General features: G+C 37.4%; 16 protein-coding genes. 8 read left to right on the top strand and 8 right to left on the bottom strand.

Annotated features, from left to right (window positions below):
* The first annotated feature begins 192 nt into the window (after positions 1-192).
* The 5 genes from folE to ESZ48_RS16180 all read left to right on the top strand — a co-directional run bounded on the left by folE (position 193) and on the right by ESZ48_RS16180 (position 4,438).
* Positions 193-870 (top strand): GTP cyclohydrolase I FolE, encoded by a 678-nt coding sequence (folE, locus tag ESZ48_RS16200; RefSeq protein WP_129018548.1) that lies wholly within the window; start codon positions 193-195, stop codon positions 868-870.
* A gap of 259 nt (positions 871-1,129) precedes the next feature.
* A complete protein-coding gene (gene cysS / locus ESZ48_RS16195) occupies positions 1,130-2,611 on the top strand; it encodes a cysteine--tRNA ligase (RefSeq protein ID WP_129018547.1) in 1,482 nt (493 codons plus the stop codon).
* 36 nt (positions 2,612-2,647) lie between these two features.
* On the top strand, positions 2,648-2,884 hold the full coding sequence (gene yidD / locus ESZ48_RS16190; RefSeq protein ID WP_129018546.1) for a membrane protein insertion efficiency factor YidD: 237 nt from the start codon (positions 2,648-2,650) through the stop codon (positions 2,882-2,884).
* 226 nt (positions 2,885-3,110) lie between these two features.
* A complete protein-coding gene (gene lgt, locus ESZ48_RS16185; protein ID WP_129018545.1) occupies positions 3,111-3,944 on the top strand; it encodes a prolipoprotein diacylglyceryl transferase in 834 nt (277 codons plus the stop codon).
* Positions 3,941-4,438, top strand: coding sequence for a DUF192 domain-containing protein (locus tag ESZ48_RS16180; protein ID WP_129018544.1), 498 nt, complete (start codon positions 3,941-3,943; stop codon positions 4,436-4,438). Before lgt ends, ESZ48_RS16180 begins: the two co-directional genes overlap by 4 nt.
* A gap of 415 nt (positions 4,439-4,853) precedes the next feature.
* On the opposite strand, the gene secDF is transcribed toward ESZ48_RS16180, so the two are convergent.
* The 6 genes from secDF to asnB form a co-directional block, all read right to left on the bottom strand.
* A complete protein-coding gene (gene secDF, locus ESZ48_RS16175) occupies positions 4,854-7,838 on the bottom strand; it encodes a protein translocase subunit SecDF (protein WP_129018543.1) in 2,985 nt (994 codons plus the stop codon).
* A gap of 204 nt (positions 7,839-8,042) precedes the next feature.
* Positions 8,043-8,690, bottom strand: coding sequence for a hypothetical protein (locus ESZ48_RS16170; RefSeq protein WP_129018542.1), 648 nt, complete (start codon positions 8,688-8,690; stop codon positions 8,043-8,045).
* A gap of 132 nt (positions 8,691-8,822) precedes the next feature.
* The gene (locus ESZ48_RS16165; protein WP_129018541.1) at positions 8,823-9,485 is read right to left on the bottom strand and encodes a hypothetical protein; all 663 of its coding nucleotides are present in this window, start codon (positions 9,483-9,485) and stop codon (positions 8,823-8,825) included.
* A gap of 97 nt (positions 9,486-9,582) precedes the next feature.
* On the bottom strand, positions 9,583-10,503 hold the full coding sequence (mdh, locus tag ESZ48_RS16160; protein WP_129018540.1) for a malate dehydrogenase: 921 nt from the start codon (positions 10,501-10,503) through the stop codon (positions 9,583-9,585).
* A gap of 217 nt (positions 10,504-10,720) precedes the next feature.
* Complete coding sequence (gyrB, locus tag ESZ48_RS16155; protein WP_129018539.1) at positions 10,721-12,661, bottom strand: DNA topoisomerase (ATP-hydrolyzing) subunit B; 1,941 nt, start codon at positions 12,659-12,661, stop codon at positions 10,721-10,723.
* A 379-nt stretch (positions 12,662-13,040) separates the two neighbouring features.
* On the bottom strand, positions 13,041-14,711 hold the full coding sequence (asnB, locus tag ESZ48_RS16150) for an asparagine synthase B (RefSeq protein WP_129018538.1): 1,671 nt from the start codon (positions 14,709-14,711) through the stop codon (positions 13,041-13,043).
* A 257-nt stretch (positions 14,712-14,968) separates the two neighbouring features.
* Here asnB and ESZ48_RS16145 point away from each other — a divergent pair, with 257 nt between their 5' ends.
* A complete protein-coding gene (locus ESZ48_RS16145) occupies positions 14,969-15,508 on the top strand; it encodes a DUF2911 domain-containing protein (RefSeq protein WP_129018537.1) in 540 nt (179 codons plus the stop codon).
* Positions 15,509-15,560: 52 nt separating this feature from the next.
* Here ESZ48_RS16145 and ESZ48_RS16140 read toward each other — a convergent pair whose 3' ends face one another.
* The gene (locus tag ESZ48_RS16140) at positions 15,561-16,193 is read right to left on the bottom strand and encodes a 7-carboxy-7-deazaguanine synthase QueE (protein WP_129018536.1); all 633 of its coding nucleotides are present in this window, start codon (positions 16,191-16,193) and stop codon (positions 15,561-15,563) included.
* A 55-nt stretch (positions 16,194-16,248) separates the two neighbouring features.
* Positions 16,249-16,695: a RidA family protein gene (locus tag ESZ48_RS16135; protein WP_129018535.1), complete on the bottom strand. Its 447-nt coding sequence runs from the start codon at positions 16,693-16,695 to the stop codon at positions 16,249-16,251.
* Positions 16,696-16,752: 57 nt separating this feature from the next.
* Between ESZ48_RS16135 and ESZ48_RS16130 the strand changes: the two genes are divergently transcribed.
* Positions 16,753-18,294, top strand: a complete 1,542-nt coding sequence (locus tag ESZ48_RS16130; RefSeq protein WP_129018569.1) for a helicase HerA-like domain-containing protein — start codon at positions 16,753-16,755, stop codon at positions 18,292-18,294.
* A gap of 45 nt (positions 18,295-18,339) precedes the next feature.
* Positions 18,340-18,894, top strand: a complete 555-nt coding sequence (locus ESZ48_RS16125; protein WP_129018534.1) for a hypothetical protein — start codon at positions 18,340-18,342, stop codon at positions 18,892-18,894.
* Positions 18,895-18,909 lie beyond the last annotated feature (15 nt).

Genomic DNA, 18,909 nt, shown 5'->3' with positions numbered 1-18,909 from the left:
TTCTGAACAATTAAATAATTAAACAGCGAGTTTCCTATTAAAATTATAGGCTTTAAAATTCAAGAATATGCAAAAGCAATTATGTGGGCAACCTAATGTTATGGTTTTATTTTTGTTTATCTTTGCACCTTATTTCATCTAAAATTGCTCCTTTAACAGAGTTTGTGACGTTGATCGATTTACAAAACGACTATGAAAACAGATAAGAACATTCAAGATATTGATGCCTTTGGTGATGACCATGTAGGCAGCTCAGCAGACACTCCTTTGCGAAGTGACGCTTTTAAACTATCTCCTGACGAGAAAATAGACATTATCAAGGACGATGTAAGGCATATCCTAGAAACATTAGGTCTCGATCTTAATGACGACAGTCTTAAAGGAACGCCTTTACGTGTTGCAAAAATGTTTGTTAAAGAAATATTTGGCGGCTTGAGTCCTGATAAAAAACCAAATGCATCCACCTTTGATAACAAATATAAATATGGTGAAATGTTGGTTGAAAAAAATATCACCGTATACTCCACTTGTGAACACCATTTACTACCAATAGTAGGCAAGGCACATGTGGCATATATTAGCAATGGTACCGTAATAGGACTTTCTAAAATGAATAGAATTGTTGACTATTACGCCAAACGACCTCAGGTTCAAGAGCGCCTCACAATTCAAATTGTGAAAGAATTACAAGAAGCACTTGGCACTGAAGATGTAGCCTGCGTCATGGATGCCAAACATTTATGCGTCAACTCACGTGGGATTAGAGATGTGGCAAGCAGCACAGTCACTTCAGAATTTGGTGGCCAGTTTAAAAATCCAGAAACCCGTCGTGAATTTTTAGATTATATCAAATTAGACACTGATTTTTAATTTGAATGCTTTAAAGTTACCAGTTGTCAATCTGATTTTATTTTTTAATTCTGATACAATAAACTACTTTTAGTAAAACAATTCAAGCATTTAAAATCATGCCTATAGTTTCCTATGAAAAACTTTAGATTTGGAAACAAGTTTCCAATTAGCGGTAAAAATCTAAAGTACCGATTGATTTTCATCTGAAGAAAACTATTTAAGCGCAATAAAAGCTATTGAATCCATAATAAACAACCACATCAAACACCTTACATCAATGCCACTTTACAAAGACAATCACATAAAAATATACAATTCATTATCAGGAGAAAAAGAGACGTTCACACCTATAAGCGAAGGCTATGTAGGGATGTACGTTTGTGGACCTACTGTATATAGTAATGTGCATTTGGGAAATGTGAGGACATTTATGTCTTTTGATGTGATTTTTAGATATCTAAAGCATTTGGGATATAAAGTCCGATTTGTAAGAAATATTACAGATGCTGGACATTTGGAAAATGATGCCGACGTTGGTGAAGACCGCATCGCAAAAAGAGCACGTTTAGAGGAAATTGAACCTATGGAAGTTGTGCAGCGCTATACTGTGGATTTTCATAATGTTCTCAATAAGTTCAATTTTTTACCACCAAGCATTGAGCCTACAGCTACAGGTCATATTATAGAGCAAATTGAAATCATCAAAGTCATTCTTGAAAAAGGCTTGGCTTATGAGGTTAATGGATCTGTTTATTTTGATGTTATAAAATATAACGAAACCAAGCCTTACGGAATTTTAAGCAAGAGAAATATTGAAGATCTGATGCACAATTCCCGTGATCTTGACGGTCAGAGTGATAAGAAAAACCCACAGGACTTTGCACTTTGGAAAAAAGCCGAACCATTGCATATTATGCGCTGGCCATCGCCATGGAGTGATGGTTTCCCAGGCTGGCATTTAGAGTGTACCGCAATGAGTACAAAATATTTGGGCGAACAGTTCGATATTCATGGTGGTGGAATGGATTTGAAATTCCCGCATCACGAGTGTGAAATTGCCCAAGCCGAAGCCTGTAATGATAAAGCGCCCGTTAATTATTGGATGCATGCCAATATGTTGATTATGAATGGCAAGAAAATGGCAAAATCCACTGGGAATTTTATTTTGCCAACGGAAATCTTCTCAGGAGACAATCCCCACATCACAAAAGCGTTTACGCCAAGTGTTGCGAGATTTTTCATGCTTCAGGCGCATTATAGAAGCATCTTGGATTTCACCAATAACGGACTTTTAGCAAGCGAGAAAGGTTTTTTCAGATTGATGGACGCCATTGATGCTTTGGAAGAATTGACCTCATCAACCACCTCAACATTCAATATTGAGGAATGGCGACAAAAGTGCTACGATGCGATGAATGACGATTTCAATACGCCAATACTCATCGCGAATTTGTTTGAAGCGGTTAAATTCATCAATCAAATAAAAGAAGGTATTGCCACGATTACGCAAGATGATTTAACATTACTAAAGAAAACGGTTCACACCTTCGCATTTGATGTCTTAGGATTGGTCAACGCCACGTCATCGGAAAGTGGAACAGAGAAACTTTCAGGTGCTGTAGAACTTTTGATCCAATTGAGACAGGAAGCCAGGGCTAATAAAGATTTTGCCACCTCCGACAAGATCCGTGATGAACTCGCTGCTGCAGGCATTCAATTGAACGACGGAAAGGAAGGAACGACGTTCACGACTAATTAAAAATCGTTTCCATAGGATAAGACCTTGCGCACTGTGATGAAGAAAGTATTGACATATCCGTTTTTGTTGCTCATTAAGGTGTACCAAACCTTTATTTCACCATGGACTCCAGCTAGTTGCCGGTTTCAACCTACCTGCTCGGCTTACACCAAGGAAGCTCTTGAAAAACACGGGCTCTTTAAAGGTGGCTGGTTGGCTACAAAACGAATTTTCAGTTGTCATCCTTGGGGAAAATCTGGTTATGACCCTGTGCCAGATAGTGAGGACAAATAAGAGCACGTACTATTTAGTCATCTTAAAACTTATAAATCACTAAAGTTTTACCACTCAAAAAAAATTTGGATCAATCTCACAGGTCGGGTATCTCTACGACCAAAATTCACTTCTTATTATTAGTAATAATTGTCTCCGTTTACTAAAGCTTTTGTAAAATTCAATAGCATTGGCGCTTATTACTTTTCAAAATATTATATTTACCCTTCTAATTAAATTTTACTTCATGCACGCACTTAAAATTGTCTGGGATCCTACAAAAGGTATCGATATTCTTGGTTTTACATTACACTTTTATAGTGTGATGTGGATTGTAGCCTTCGTTTTGGGTTTTTTAATCATGAAGCGGATTTATAAAAATGAAAGCCAATCTGAAGAATCCTTAGACTCCTTATTTATCTATTCGGTAATAGGCATTATGCTTGGCGCTCGTTTGGGTCATGTACTTTTTTACCAACGCGAATTGATTTCCGAAGATTTCTTCAGCATATTTTTACCTTTTAAATTTAAGGGAGGATTTGAATTCACCGGATTTCAAGGTTTGGCGAGTCATGGCGCAGCTATTGGTATGATTATCTCCATGTACCTTTACAACAAGAAAGTGTTGCGTAAATCAGTTCTTTGGATCTTGGACAGGGTAGTCATTCCTGTGGCTGCAGGTGCTGTTTTTGTAAGACTTGGAAATTTTATCAATTCTGAAATTGTAGGCAAACCGACTGGAACTGATTTTGGAGTTGTATTCGTGCAGAATGGGGAAGCTTTTCCAAGACACGCGGCACAACTTTATGAGGCATTCTGTTATATTTTTGTATTTATTGCACTTTGGCTTTTTTATTGGAAAAGTAAAAAGAGTGAGCAACAAGGGTTTCTTTTTGGTCTCTTTTTAGTCCTGCTTTGGGTGGTGCGGTTTTTTGTGGAATTCGTCAAAGAACCCCAAAGTGAACATGAATATATAGCAACTTCAGCACTCAATACGGGTCAGATGCTTAGTATTCCTTTTATCTTAATTGGTTTGTATTTTATGTTCTTTTATAAACCAAAAAAACAACTTGCATCATGAAAAATCCTGCGTTAAAATTCGTAGTGATGATTGCTTTAAGCGTTTCCTGCTTACAGTTTCAAAGTTGTAAAGAGGAGCAAAAAACGATCAAGCCGTTGGTCATCGAATTTAAAAAAGAAGCAGAGCTCGTGCTAAAAACTGCCAATGACAGCATCATAAAGATTTTAGATATAGAAATTGCCGATGACGAGTACAAAACCCAAACAGGTCTTATGTACCGTGATGAAATGGGACAACTCCAAGGCATGCTATTTGTATTTCCTGATGAGGATTTACGCTCATTTTATATGAAAAACACCAACATTCCGTTGGATATCATTTATATCAATGCCGATAAATCAATAGTGAGTTTCCAAAAGAATGCTCAGCCCAATAACGAAAGTTCATTGCCATCAAATGTTCCTGCCAAATATGTTCTGGAAATCAATGCGGGGTTGGCAGATCAATGGCAATTGGCTGTAGGAGATAAAATTGAGTATAGAAAGGTTGAGTGAAGTTGAAGATGATGAAATTGAAGTTGAAGTTGAAGTTGAAATTGAAATTGAAACTAGTTTAAAGATTAAATAAGCAACTTAAATAACCTTCTTCGTCTTTAGTTCTTGATTAATCCCTCGAGATGTTTTGCACCCAGGTCAATCGAATCAATCGAATCATTCAAATACTTCAAATTCCTTTGAGAGCACTTCCTATCTACAAAAAGGAGATTTCATAAGTATAACACGTCTTTTTTTAAGCCTTTGTGCATTTTCTAATCAAAATTCATTCCGTTGGCACGAAATAAACTACAACTTTCAACTGTCCGCTGGGTAGTTTAAATAGTACTTAAGAGTTGTAGTCTGATCACTTTAAAACATAAAAAAATGCCACTCTAGGAGCGGCATTTTTCAATTTTAATACTTTATAATGAACTTATATTTTTGAATTTTCATCAATCACTTCACCCTTATTTTTTAAGGTATCATACATTAATGGAGTTGCTATAAAGATGGATGAGTAGGTTCCTACCACAATACCAACTATAATAGCAAATAGTAATCCTCTTAATGAATCCGCTCCTAATAGGAACATCGCCAGTAATACCACCAAAGTTGTTAATGAGGTATTTAACGTTCTACTAATGGTACTGTTAATTGCAAAATTGATATTACGTCCACCTGCAAAGCCACCACGTTCTAAAACGGTCTCTCTAACCCGGTCAAAGATGATTACCGTATCGTTCAACGAATATCCAATCACCGTCAAAATTGCCGCGATAAATGCTTGATCAATTTCCATTGAGAAAGGCATAAATGTATACGCAAATGAGAAGATACCCAATACAATAATAACGTCATGGAATACTGCCGCAACCGCACCAAGTGAGAATTGCCATCTTTTGAATCGCAATAAGATATATAAGAATACTACCACCAATGATCCGATGACTGCCCAGAACGACTCCGTTTTGATATCATCAGCAATTGTTGGACTCACTTTACTTGAGAACATCTTCCCTATCTTCTGATCTCCTGAGCCTACTTTAAAGTCTTCATAGGTCATTCCTTTTGGAAGGTATGGGATTAAGGTTTCAAAAAGTTCTGATTGTACTTGTTCATCCGCTTCTGCAGTATTGACATCTACCAAATATTTAGTAGATATTTTTAACTGGTGAGAGCTTCCAATTGTTTTTACCTCAGCACTTCCAAAAACCTTCAAAACGTCATCTTTTACTTCTTCAGGATTCACCTCTTGAGCAAAACGTATTTGAAAAGTTCTACCTCCAACAAAGTCAATACCTTGATCCAAGTTTTTAGTAAATAATGAAAACAAGCTCAAAAGAATTGCTATGGCAGATACAATATAGGATACTTTTCTTTTACTGATGAAATCGATATTCATATTTTGGAAAAGCCCCTTGGTAACTACTGTCGTAAAAGTTAAATTCTTACCCTTATCAACATACCAATCTACCAATAATCTTGTGATAAAAATTGCAGTAAACAATGAAGTTACAATACCAATAATTAAGGTGGTTGCGAAACCTTTGATAGGACCTGTACCAAACACAAATAAGATAATTGCCGTTAATAAGGTGGTGATGTTGGCGTCCAAAATTGAAGACAACGCATTACTAAAGCCATCTTTTACGGCTTCACGCTGACTTTTTCCTTTGGCTAACTCTTCCTTAATACGCTCGAAGATAATGACGTTCGCATCTACCGACATACCAATTGTCAATACGATACCAGCTAAACCGGGAAGTGTTAAAACTGCTCCTAATCCAGACAGGACACCAAAAATCAATAAGATGTTCAACAATAATGCAATATCAGCAAACAGACCACCTTTACCGTAGTAAATGATCATCCAAACCAATACTAATGATAATGCAATCAAGAAGGAAGACGTACCACTTTCAATAGCTTCTTGTCCTAATGATGCACCAACCTCGTCAGCTTGAACAATATCAGCTTTTGCAGGTAATTTACCAGCTCTTAAAACGTTTGCCAAGTCAATAGCTTCGTTAAGGGTAAATGATCCAGAGATCTCAGAATTTCCACCAGAGATAGGACCTGTAGTCACACCTGGAGCAGAATACACAATATCATCAAGAACAATCGCAATTTGACTTTGTTGCGTGTAGGCTTTGCCGGTCATTTCTTCCCAGATTTTGGCACCTTTACTGTTCATCTGCATGCTTACCGTAGGTTGATTCCTTTGGTTATAGGCTTGACGCGCATCAGTAACAACCGCACCACTCAATTCAGGAGTGTTTTCTCTGTTCCCTTTAATAGCATATAAATCAACAAACTCGCTGTTTTTAGCTTGAATGCCCCATGCGAATTTCACATAACGCTGATCTGCTGGCAATAAAGAACGCACTTGTGGCATGTTCAAATAATCCATGATCAAGTCCTTATCTTTCGCCTCAAAGGTTGCCACAACTGGACCGCCAGAACCGTAACCTCTTAATAGATCTAAAATTGGATTTTCTCCAACGTCGGTAGAATCTGTATCAATAACACCAGTTAATTCTTTAATTCTGCTATCGGCATCATCAATGGTGTCCGTTACAATTTCAGAATCAGCAATTTCAGTTTTAGCATCTTTATTAACTAAAGGCTTAAGAGCTTCATTGGCTTGTGCTAAGAAAGGAAGGAATTCTTCTCCTTTATACACGTCCCAAAACTCCAATTGTGCAGTACTTTGCAATAGGTTTTTGATACGCTCTACATCTTTTGCACCCGGAAGCTCAACAAGAATTCGTCCTGTGTTTCCTAAACGTTGAATGTTTGGAGAAGTCACTCCAAATTTGTCAATACGTTTACGCAATACCTCAAATGCAGAGATAATGGATTCGTCTACTTTTTGTCTGATGATAGGCTGTACAGCACGATCTGACATATCAAAAGTGATTTCCTCACTTAAGGTTCTGTTGGCAAAAACATCAGGAGACGCCAATTTTTGATCACCTTTTATTTTGTCAAAAGCGATAAAAAAGTCGTCAACATAAGCATTCTGACTTGTTTTCTGAAGCTCAGATGCATCATCTAAAGCTTTGTTGAAAACAGGATCTTTACTGTTGTTTGAAAGACCTTTTAAAATGTCTTTTACAGAGATTTCAAGAATAACGTTGATCCCACCTTTAAGGTCAAGACCCAAATTCATGGCTTTGTCTTTTACCTCATTATAGGTATAGTTTGCAATACCAAGATTAAATACCTCTTGATTTGATAACGAATCTAAATAGTTTGTTTCATCTGCTGCCCTTTGTATTGGGTCGTCAGATTTACGTGCGGCAATTTCTTCGGCACGATTTTCAATTTGGTTAGCTTTGAATGTAAATGATAGCTGATAGATACTTACCAACCCAAATAACACAGCAAACAGCTTTACTAATCCTTTGTTTTGCATTATTTTAATTTTTTTTAAGTCAAATTTTTAAACGCGCAAATATAGAGTTTACGGACGATTTGACAATTGTTTTTTATGATTATGTACGAATTGTTTAAAGCTTAAGCAGCTTAATAGGAATGAGATCTGCTTTTTGAACATCTCATTGTTGGATTCGGATACAAAAAGGGAAGTAATAAAAAGCCTAAAGAAACTTTAAACCCCTTAAGATAAAGGACCTGCCCTGACCTCTGGGATTTTATGAGAACGATATTCCTTTGCAATGGCAGTGTACCTTTGAAAGCTAAAATTGACTTTTAAAGTGTGCTCATTGATCGCAGGATATGCGTCGGAAGAAGGGATGTAAAAATTATAATTTACGAAGCGATGGTGCTTCGTTTTTAATTCTAAGGCATGCTTTCCGCCTAGATCTGAAACTGAATTCTGACCTTGTTGAATTTCATAAACATCAAGATTATAAGCGATACTACCTTTTTTGGAAGGAAATTGTAGTGGCTTTTCATTTTTATCAGAGGAAACAAAACCCAGAGCCAATTCCTTTTGCTCAGAAAGCATTTTTTTAATGCCCTCAACATTTGTCTCACTATAATAACTGATGACCAACCTGCCATCTTCCTGTTCACTTATTTGAATATGAGAAACACCAATGCGCTGCAGTTCATGTTCAACAATAGCAACGGTATGTATGGCATCATCTAAAGAGATATTCTCATTGGCAAACTGAACTACAATTTCCTGATTTGGAACCGTTGACTTCTGCTGACCTAAAACACCACCTAACACAGCAATAAAAATTAGTGCTGCACTGATGAACCATTTTGGTTGTAATTTTATGTCTTTAAGATGTTTCAATAGTTATATTTTGAGTCCAATCGGAAATTTCAAAAATCGAAATTTGCCGGTGAATACCAGTCGGCAAATATATAAAAAAATAAAGACTGTATTTCTACAGTCTTTAGGTATTATTATTTCATTTCAAATGACTTACATTCCTGGTAGATTCTCAGTTTTTGAATAACCTTCAGGTGGCGTCATACTGAATTTGTCATCAGAAACTTTTTCAGCTTTCACTTCAGTAACTTCAATGACCATATTCATTTTTACGCCTTGCTGCTCTATAGCCATGTTCATATACATTGGAAAACCCGAAAAGTCTTTTCCAAAAGCCGTGGCTTGTTGAGAAATAGCTTTTAATTTATCAGTGGCATAAATTTCCATTTTTACCTCTGCCCCATCTTTATTCATGACCACATTGTATTTTGTGCATTCATAGCCAAGAATCGTCTTTGTCTCGTTTGTTTTCTCAACTGAAACGTTTTCTAAGTCCTCTTCTGAAGCTGAAATATCAGATTCCATATATTTCTTACCAATCATGGCATTGTCCATAAGCACTAATGACTTTTTGGAATTATTGTCTGCAATAAACACAGTGTTTCCAGTCATTGGATTGCTTAATTCAGAACGTGATTTGTCATTCTTGAAATATGTGGTTGTAATCATATCGCCCAACATGGCCAACTGAGCATTCATTTGCTCATTATCACTGGACATGGTTTGCTTTGAAATGACAACACCTTCATCAATCTGTTGTTGAGCGAACATCGTTACACTCAAGGTTACGGCTACTATAAATAATATTTTTTTCATATGTTTTGTTTTAATTTTAGGTGAAATGTATTACAGTTAACTAAAATAGTGCCAACTCTTAAGTTTAGACACTTATAACTTCAATACTTGCAACTTCCTACAATAAATCATTGGTTTTACGAACCCCATCTGCACTTTCTTGCATGTGTGCTTTTTCAGCATCGTTCAATTCAATTTCGACTATTTTCTCAATACCGTTGCGTCCTAAAATTACTGGAGCACCAATACAGATATCATTCAATCCGTATTCGCCTTCCAACAATACTGAACATGGGAACATTTTCTTTTGGTCGCAAGCAATCGCCTGAACCAATGCACTAACCGCTGCTCCTGGCGCATACCACGCTGAAGTACCCAACAATTTAGTAAGTGTAGCACCACCTACTTTGGTATCTTCCAAAACTTGGGCCAATCTTTCTTCAGATAAAAACTCAGTAACCGGCACACTGTTTCGAGTCGCCATACGTGTTAATGGCACCATTCCTGTGTCACTGTGTCCGCCAATAACCATTCCGTCAACATCACTGATTGGAGCTTCCAAAGCTTCTGCCAATCTGTATTTGAAACGTGCAGAATCTAAAGCGCCGCCCATACCAATGATTCTATGCTTTGGAAGGTCGGTTGATTTATGAACCAAATATGTCATCGTGTCCATTGGATTACTGACCACAATAATGATGGTGTTTGGCGAATGCTTAATTAAGTTTGAAGACACGTCTTTAACAATTCCTGCATTGATCCCGATCAACTCTTCACGAGTCATTCCCGGTTTACGTGGAATTCCAGAAGTTATGACACAAATATCACTCTTGGCAGTTACAGAATAATCGTTAGTGATTCCTGTTATTTTAGTATCGAAACCGTTTAAAGAAGCGGTTTGCATTAAATCCATAGCTTTACCTTCGGCAAAACCTTCTTTAATGTCCAACAAAACAACTTCACTTGCAAAATTTTTAATGGCGATATACTCTGCGCAGCTTGCCCCAACGGCTCCTGCTCCAACTACTGTGATTTTCATAATTATATATGGTTTTTAATGTGAAACTTCAGGTTTAAAATGATTGCAAAATTACAAATAAAATCGCTGTTAATAAAGAAAGCGCAAGATTTCCTCTTGCGCTTTTCAATCATTATGCTAACAATTCCGTTTACCTTCCCGCAAACGGAGATAGGATCAAAAAAAAAACACCCAAGAATTAGGTGTTTTTTAGTTAACGTATTTTAATCACTAGGATTTATGCATCAATCTTAGCATAAATCGCGTTTTTCTCAATAAACTCTCTACGTGGTGGAACTTCATCGCCCATCAACATTGAAAAAATTCGGTCTGCCTCTCCTCCATTATCAATTTGAACTTGACGTAAAGTACGGTATGCAGGATTCATGGTGGTATCCCAAAGTTGTTCTGCATTCATCTCCCCAAGACCTTTATAACGTTGGATGCCTACACTTCCACCAAATTTCTCAGATATTTCATCACGCTCTCTATCACTCCACGCATATTCTTTACGCTGTCCTTTTTTGACCAAATACAATGGTGGCGTTGCAATATAAATATGTCCGTTTTCAATCAACTCCTTCATATATCTAAAGAAGAACGTCAGAATTAAAGTAGCAATGTGACTCCCATCAATATCAGCATCACACATAATCACCACTTTATGATAGCGTAATTTTGAAAGATTCAATGCTTTACTGTCTTCTTCGGTACCAATTGTAACACCCAAAGCAGTGTAAATATTTCTGATCTCTTCGTTTTCAAAAACACGATGTGACATTGCTTTTTCGACGTTCAAAATCTTACCTCTTAATGGCAAAATAGCTTGAAACGCTCTATCACGACCTTGTTTTGCCGTTCCACCTGCCGAATCACCCTCCACTAAAAACACTTCACATAACGTAGGATCTTGCTCTGAACAATCACTCAGTTTCCCAGGTAAACCGCCAATACTCATGACCGTTTTACGCTGCACCATTTCACGAGCTTTTTGGGCTGCGTGACGTGCTTGTGCCGCCAACATTACTTTTTGAACAATGATTTTTGCATCATCTGGATTTTCTTCCAAATAATTGGTCAACATTTCAGAAACTGCTTGACTTACGGAAGCAGAAACTTCACGGTTACCTAATTTAGTTTTTGTTTGGCCCTCAAACTGTGGTTCTTGAACTTTTACCGATATAATGGCAGTTAAACCTTCACGGAAATCATCACCTGCAATTTCAAATTTTAGATTTTTGAGCATTCCAGAATCATCGGCGTACTTTTTAAGTGTGTGCGTCAAACCACGTCTGAATCCAGATAAATGCGTTCCGCCCTCATGCGTATTAATGTTGTTGACATACGAATGCAAGTTTTCTGCATAACTCGTATTGTAAATCATGGCCACCTCTACCGGAACCCCATTTTTTTCACCTTCAAAAGCAATGACTTCACTTATTAATGGTTCACGATTTCCATCTAAAAACTTGATAAATTCCTTAAGACCTTCTTCTGAATGAAAAGTTTCTCCTTCAAAAGAGCCGTCGTCTTTTTTATGACGTTTATCAATTAAATGAATCGTAATACCTTTATTAAGATAAGCCAACTCTCTCATTCGGCTTGCTAAAGTATCGTAGCTATATTCTGTAATATGGGTAAAAATAGTAGGGTCAGGTTTAAAAGTAATAGCCGTTCCTCTTTTATCGGTTTCGCCAACTTTTTTAACAGGATACATCGGTTTCCCTTTTTCGTATTCCTGTTCCCAAACTTCACCGTTTCTATAGACTACTGCTGTTAAATGTTCAGACAAGGCGTTCACACAACTCACACCAACACCGTGCAATCCACCTGAGACCTTATAGGAATCCTTGTCGAATTTCCCACCGGCACCAATCTTGGTCATAACGACCTCTAACGCAGAAACGCCTTCCTTTTTGTGTAAATCAATTGGAATACCACGTCCATCATCTTCCGTGGTAACAGAATTGTCCTCATTGATGGTTACGGTAATATTATTACAATGCCCAGCCATTGCTTCATCAATGGAGTTATCCACCACCTCATAAACCAAATGGTGCAAACCTCGCGTTCCCGTATCTCCAATATACATGGACGGACGCAAGCGCACGTGCTCCATGCCTTCTAAGGCTTGAATGCTGTCTGCAGAATAATTGTCCTTATTAAACTCTTCTTTCATAATATTATATTGCTTATTCTTTATTACTATTTTTTAAGATTTCAAACACTATTTCGATCGTTCTTATTAATGTCGAATAACACGAAAAACCATTAGAAAACTATATGTTATCTGATTGAACCCCATAAAAAAAATGACACTTGCGCATCATTTTGGGATACTCACAAAGATACGAAATAAGGAGGCATTTTGAAAGTATTTCACCGATTAACTGCTATAATTATCAACATTTGTTAATTACTCGAAAGTCTCTTAAATGGCTTAAAAAACACCTTTAAATTGATTTTGACAGATTTTAACATCTTTAGAAAAGAGCAAAACCAACAAAATCCCGCTAAGACGAGATTTTGTTGTTTTAAAATTTATGTTGATACAGTATTTAAGCTTTCACATAAGCATCAGTATGCACCTTTGAAACCGCACGTCCACTTGGATCGTTCATGTTCTTAAAGCTTTCATCCCATTCCAAAGCGATTTTGGTGCTACAAGCTACAGAAGCCTCCTGTGGCACACTCAACGCAGCAGCGTCACTTGGAAAGTGTTCTGCAAAAATGGAACGGTAATAAAACTCTTCCTTACTTGTTGGTGTTTGTATTGGAAACTTGTATTTGGCATTTGCCAATTGCTCATCGCTCACTTCATTGCCAACCATTACTTTTAAGGTATCAATCCAGCTGTAACCTACACCATCACTGAATTGTTCTTTTTGTCTCCATGCTACACTTGCTGGCAACATATCTTCAAATGCTTTTCTGACCACCCATTTTTCCATGCGTTCGCCGTTGATCATTTTATCTTGTGGGTTGATGCGCATTGCAACGTCCATAAATTCTTTATCTAAAAACGGTACGCGACCTTCAATGCCCCAAGCCGCCAAGCTTTTGTTCGCACGTAAACAATCGTACATATGAAGTTTGCTTAATTTTCTAACCGTTTCCTCATGAAACTCCTTGGCATTTGGCGCTTTGTGGAAATAGAGGTAGCCGCCAAATAATTCGTCTGCTCCTTCTCCTGATAAGACCATTTTAATACCCATCGATTTGATGACACGCGCCATTAAATACATAGGTGTGCTGGCGCGAATGGTGGTCACATCATAAGTTTCAAGCTTATATATAACATCCCTAAGTGCATCCAAGCCTTCCTGAATGGTGAATTTTATTTCGTGATGAATTGTTCCAATATGATCCGCAACTTTTCGGGCTGCTGCCAAATCTGGTGAGCCTTCCAATCCTACAGAAAAACTGTGCAACTGTGGATACCAAGCGGTCTGTGTGTCATCAGATTCAATCCGTCTTTCAGCATATTTTTTAGCAACGGCAGAAGTAATGGACGAATCCAACCCACCTGAAAGCAACACGCCATAAGGCACATCACTCATCAATTGCCTGTGTACAGCAGCTTGTAACGCCTCTCTTATGGCTGTTATGCTGGTTTCGTTATCTTTAACGGCATCATATTCTGTCCATTCACGTTTGTACCATTGAACGAACTTCCCATCTTTACTGGACATATAATGTCCTGGAGGAAATAATTCAATTTTAGTGCAATAGCCTTCCAGAGCTTTCAATTCTGAAGCCACATAAAAAGTTCCGTTTTGATCCCAACCAATATAAAGCGGAATAATCCCCATATGATCGCGAGCGATGAAATATTCATCTTTCTCCACATCATAAATGGCAAATCCAAAAATCCCGTTCATTTCATCTATAAAGTCAACACCCTTTTCTTTATAAAGAGCCAAAATAACTTCACAATCACTTTCAGTTTGAAACTTATAATCTGGAAACTGTTTTCTTAAATCTCGGTGATTGTATATTTCGCCATTGGCTGCCAAGATCAACTGCTTATCTTCACTAAGTAAAGGTTGTTTTCCTGAAGCCGGATCAACGATCGCCAAACGTTCGTGCACCATAATAGCTTTGTCGTTATTATAGATTCCACTCCAGTCTGGTCCGCGATGACGGATTCTTTTCGCCATTTCCAACAATTGAGGTCGTAAATCTTCAGCTTTCTGTTTTAAATCAAAGGCACATACAATTCCACACATGATACTATACTTTATTATTTATTATTATTTCTATTGTAAAACTTAGGCAAATATGCGTCTATCATTTCAAATATGAAACCAATTTAGTAAAAATGGTTACATATTAACACTAAACAGCGCTCTATATATTAAATCTCAAAGCTTGTTTGTTCAAAATGGTATAATTTTTGAATAATTGTAAACTTTGATAAGGCCTCCTTAACTTTATAATTACTTTAAGATAAAATATCTTAAATTTAACCCTAAAATTAAATTCTATGAAAACAGTTATCAAAACATTAGTATTCACGCTGGCATTGGTATTTTCCCATACCAGCAATGCACAAAAATTTTCAGATTTAGATCCAAGTCCGATGGATGCTGCAACCTATCCAAGCAATTATAAAATATCTGACAAGGCAATAAAAGTCATCTATAGCCGACCTCAATTAAAAGGACGGGATGTCGCAAAATTAGCACCTAATTATGAAGTCTGGAGAACAGGTGCAAACGAGGCTACCGAAATAACATTCTACAAACCCGTCACGTTTGGAGACGTTAAAGTTAAAGCGGGCACCTACACGTTATTCACAATTCCCAATGACAAAGAATGGACGGTTATTTTAAGTTCAGACATTAACGTTTGGGGTGCCTATACTTATAAACAAGATAATGATGTTGCTCGCATAAAGGTTCCCGTAGCCCAAGGCAAAGATATTTTGGAAGCGTTTTCAATTACATTTGAAGAATCAAAATCGGGTGCAGACATGTATATGGGCTGGGGAACACTTAGAGTAAAGGTTCCTTTCACTTTATAATCCATCACTTTAAATCAAAAAAAAAGAGTTTAGCGATCCTAAACTCTTTTTTTTATGGAATATTAAGATATTTATGTGTTTGAAGAGAAACTTTCCACTGCGGATTTGCCATAACGTATTCCACAATTTCCGGAATCACTTTATCGCGTTTGCTCCACTCTGGCTGAAGAAATAAAATGCAATCTTTATTGACTTTTGCAGCTTGCTCTTCAGCAAATCTAAAATCGTCATTATTGTAAATAATCACTTTTAGCTCATTCGCCTGATCGTAAACCGCCTGAGTAGGAAGTTTTAATTTTTTTGGCGACAGACAGATCCAATCCCAAGTGCCAGTCAAGTTGTAGGCACCAGAAGTTTCAATATGTATCTGTAAACCTTTGTCCTTTAACTTAGACGTTAGCGGACCCATATTCCACATGAGCGGTTCACCACCAGTAATAACAATGGTTTTACTGAATTTTGCAGCATTTTCAACAATAGCGTCTGCCATTGTTGGTGGATGCAGTTCTGCATTCCAACTTTCCTTGACATCACACCAGTGACACCCCACATCGCAACCGCCCAATCTTATAAAATAAGCAGCTGTTCCTTTATGGAATCCTTCGCCTTGAATGGTATAAAACTCCTCCATTAATGGCAACAACAGACCTTGATCTATCAATTCTTGTTTTTCACTTTTTGTCATAGCGTGCAAAGATACTTGATAATCTTAGAAGATGGAGATCAGATAATAGAAGTTTTTATCTAGTGGCAACCACTTCAATTTCTATGCTGGCATTGAGTGCCAATCCACTTGCTGCAAAGGTTGTACGTGCCGGCTTATTAGGAAAGTAATCTTTGTAGATCTGATTGAATATCGCAAAATCGTCCATACTCTTTAACACGACGGTGCACTTTACAACGTTGTCTAAAGATAATTGGTGATGTTCCAAAACGGATTTTATATTCTCAATGCATTGTCTGGTTTCTGCCTCAATTCCGCCTTCAACCAAAGTGCGCGTTTTGTGGTCAATGCCCAGTTGGCCGCTTAAAAACAAAAAGCCATTTGCCTCCACCGCATCGCTAAATGGTGAATCTTGTTTTTGGGTCTCATGCGACTTATGAAAAATAATCGAATGCGATGGTTTTTTGCATCCGAAGGTAAAGACCGTGAGTAAAATGATGGACAATACAGATTTAAGTTTCATTTTTTATCTTTTAAACTTGAATAAAATTACACTATTTTTATGCAAAATTTAGAATTTATGGCCAGAAAGGATGATTTCCTCAAGCATATACAAGATGGAAACACCAACAAAGGCGAGTTTATTACCTTAGGTGCTGCCATGTTGGATGGCGAAACCATTACCAATGCCTTTGTAAATGTACCATTAAAGACGTTAAACAGACACGGGCTTATTGCTGGTGCCACAGGAACTGGTAAAACAAAAACTTTACAAGTGTTGGCGGAAGGCTTGTCAGAAAAAGGCATTCCTGTATTATTAATGGACATTAAGGGTGATTTGAGCGGATTGGCAGTAGCGGGTTCTGAAAATGCTAAAATTGATGAACGTCACGCCAAAATTGGCATTCCACATGAAGCAAAAGGATTTCCCGTTGAAATTTTAACCTTATCTGAACAAGATGGCGTCCGATTGAGAGCGACAGTAAGCGAATTTGGTCCTGTACTCTTGTCGCGAATTCTGGATTTATCAGAAACGCAATCCGGCATTGTATCCGTGATTTTTAAATATTGTGATGATAACAAAATGCCACTTTTGGACATCAAGGATTTTAAAAAGATATTACAATATGCAACCCAAGAAGGGAAAAATGAATTTGAAGCAGAATACGGTCGGATTTCAACCGCTTCTACGGGTGCCATTCTTCGAAAGATGGTAGAATTGGAACAGCAAGGCGCCGATTTGTTTTTTGGAGAAACCTCCTTCGAGGTGGACGACTTGCTAAGGGTCGACGAAAATGGCCGAGGCTATATCAACATCCTCCGATTGACGGATATACAAGACCGTCCAAAATTGTTTTCTACATTCATGTTGACGCTATTGGCAGAAATCTATTCTACATTTCCTGAAAGAGGTGATACCGACCGACCGGAACTTGTGTTATTTATTGAAGAAGCACATCTCATTTTTAACGAAGCTTCAAAAGCGCTCTTGAACCAAATTGAGAGTATTGTGAAGTTGATTCGGAGTAAAGGGGTAGGAATTTATTTCGTTACCCAAAACCCGACAGATATTCCTGAAGCTGTCCTAAGTCAATTAGGATTGAAAGTTCAACATGCCCTACGTGCTTTTACCGCCAAAGATCGAAAAGCAATCAAATTGGCCGCACAAAACTATCCTGACACCATTTATTATGATACTGCAAGTATTTTAACTTCTTTAGGAACTGGTGAAGCTTTGGTAAGTGCACTGGATGAAAAAGGCCGACCTACACCATTAGCCGCAACCATGATGCGTGCACCAATGAGCCGAATGGATATCCTGAGCGACGGCGAATTGTCAAACTTACTGTCTAAGTCAAAACTTATCAAGAAATACAATGAGACGATTGACAGGGACAGCGCTTATGAAATGCTGAACAGAAAGATTGAAAAAGCACAAGCTGAGGATGAAAAAGAAAAGGTAAAAAAAGAATTGGAAGACTTAAAAAAAGCACAATCCAAACAGCGCACCACGACCACACGTCGCAGTTCAGCAATGAATCCTATTGTTAAAGTGCTCACCAGCGCCACATTTATAAGAAGTGTTTTTGGCATCCTCTCAAAAGCCATGAAAAAGAAATAAAAAAACATTAACCAATTATTTACCTAAAACAAAATCACCATTAAAATGCAGAAACCTTTTATTTACATTGCCTTATTTTCAATTTTATTGACCAGTTGTGGAAAGGACCAAGATCCTTTTTTAATTCAAAATCATAATATCGGAAACTTGACGGATTCTACGCAGGTCAAGGATTTAAAGACGGTTTTTGAAAAGGATTCCGTTGCCGACTATATTGGGAAAGATGAGTTTACGAGAAACATCAATACTATAGAAATTTATGATAAGGATGGTTCAGTATTGTTGAGTATTTCGCCACAAAAAAGGGCAGATTCAACGACTGTAATCAACAGTGTTCGGATCTTGGATTCGCGCTATAAAACCGAAAAAGGCATTTCGACCATGAGCACCTTCAAGGATATCCAAAATGCTTACGAAATTTCAAAAATTGATAACCTCATCAATTCCATTGTTGTGAGTGTTAAAGAGATTAATGCCTCATTCACGATTGACAAAAAAGAGTTGCCATCAAACTTACGTTTTGATAGAAGTATAACTATTGAAGCGTCTCAGATTCCAGATAATGCTAAAGTAAAATACTTTTTCATCCATTGGAACTAAAATAAAATTAACCTA

Source organism: Gelidibacter gilvus, assembly GCF_004115975.1.
Taxonomy (GTDB): Bacteria; Bacteroidota; Bacteroidia; order Flavobacteriales; family Flavobacteriaceae; genus Gelidibacter; species Gelidibacter gilvus.
Note: the sequence above shows the minus strand (reverse complement) of the source record. Positions and strands in the feature narration are given on the sequence as shown.